Source organism: Polaromonas sp. P1_G4, from assembly GCF_056405475.1.
Map to the genome: position 1 here is coordinate 1 of NZ_JBFUCA010000676.1, position 1,839 is coordinate 1,839.

Consider the following 1,839-nt stretch of genomic DNA (forward strand, 5'->3'; position numbering starts at 1 on the left):
CCCTTGGGATTACCAGCCAATCAGTCTTGGGCCTGTCGTCCACACCGCAAACCACTTGCAGCGCTTCCGTTAGGCAGAATTCCTCGCTTTTTTAGAGCGAAGCCTACGATTATGACCGAGCGAAAAGCCACTGTCAACCGCTTGTTGTGAAAATATCCCCACAATAAAGCGGCGGCCCCTCCAGAAGCCCGGGGGAGCCCCCGGGTACCGGCCACGCTTCGCGCTTATGCCGCGGGCGGATTTTCAGCATTAAATCCGGCCTCAGGCCAATAGGGATGAGCGCAACCAGCTATCAAAAAGAGAGCAAAAATCTGCCCGGGCATCCAATTTTGCCCGCCTCCTTCCTCCTTTGCAGGACGGCAACTGGCGGCAATTCAGGCTGGCAGGCTGAGGTATTGGCCACACAGCGTCAGGAATTCATCCAGCTGCGGATCCACGCCGTTTTCCTGCTGCAGCAGAGTGGCCACTTCCGGCGCCAGGGTTCTGGCCAGTGCCGCATCGAGAAACAGCAGACGGGAACGCCGTGCCAGTACGTCTTCAACGGTGCGGGCATATTCATGGCGGGCAGCGAAACGCACCATTGCCTCCGTCAGCCCACCGCCTAATTCGCGGCTGGCACCCGGCAGGTTTTCCATGGCGGACGCCTCGCTGCCATACAGATGAGACCCTGGCGCCTCGCTAATTTTGTGATTCGAATTGTGAGCGCCAACTAACTTCAAGTTTGTGGTGACGCCGGCCCCGCGTGTTGGCAGCAACGCCGCGCCAAAACATTTGTCCAGCACGTCTTCCGCCATCGCCCGGTAAGTGGTCCACTTCCCTCCCGTCACCGTGACCAGGCCGCTTTTGCTGACCAGCACCGTGTGCTCACGCGACAACGCCTGGGTGCTTCCGGCATCCTCATCCGGCGGCTTGACCAGGGGCCGCAACCCCACCCAAATGCTTTTAATGTCAGCCGGGCCGGGCGCGCGGCTCAGGTAGCGAGCCGATTCGCGCAGGATGAAGTCAACTTCTTCGCGGAAAGGCAGCGGCTCGCGCGCCAGGTCGTGGCGCGGCGTGTCCGTGGTCCCCAAAATGGTTTTACCCAGCCATGGCACGGCAAACAGCACCCGGCCGTCGGCCGTCTTGGGCACCAGCAGGGCGTGGTCGCCAGGCAAAAACGAGCGGTCCACCACAATATGAACACCCTGGCTGGGCGCCACCATGGGCTTGGCGTCCCGCCCTATGGCTTGCCCATCCTGGAGCCGCAGCTGGTCCACCCAAACGCCAGCCGCGTTCACCACGCAGTTCGCCCTGAGTTCAAACGTACGACCCGTTTCCTGGTCCCGCGCATGCAGGCCGACCAGCTTGCCGCCCTCATGGATCAGGCCCGTTGCCGCGCAGTAATTCACCAGCAACGCGCCCTGACGTGCCGCGGTGCGGGCCAACGCCAACGCCAGCCGCGCGTCGTCAAACTGGCCATCCCAGTACTTGACGCCGCCCTTGAGATCTTGAGCCTGCACTGTCGGCAGGCAGGCAAGGGTTTCTTGCCGGTTCAGGAATTCCGTGGCGCCCAGGCCCGCCTTGCCGGCCAGCGCGTCATACATCTTGAGCCCGATACCGTAGAACGGCGCCTCCCAGAACTTGTAGGAAGGCATGACAAAGGGCAAGGGCTGCGCCAGATGCGGCGCATTGGCCAGCAGCGTGGTGCGTTCGTGCAAGGCCTCACGCACCAGCGAGATATTGCCTTGCGCCAGGTAGCGCACGCCGCCGTGCACCAGCTTGGTGGCGCGGGACGATGTGCCCTTGGCAAAGTCGTGCGATTCGACCAGCACGACGGAAAATCCGCGGGCGGCCGCATCC

1 protein-coding gene is annotated in these 1,839 nt (G+C 62.5%); it reads right to left on the reverse strand.

Going from position 1 to position 1,839, the window contains the following annotated elements; all coding sequences use genetic code 11:
- Window positions 1-374 precede the first annotated feature (374 nt).
- A partial coding sequence (locus AC1D1X_RS22115; protein WP_477699198.1) for a glycerol-3-phosphate dehydrogenase/oxidase occupies window positions 375-1,839 on the reverse strand: 1,465 nt, incomplete at its 5' end.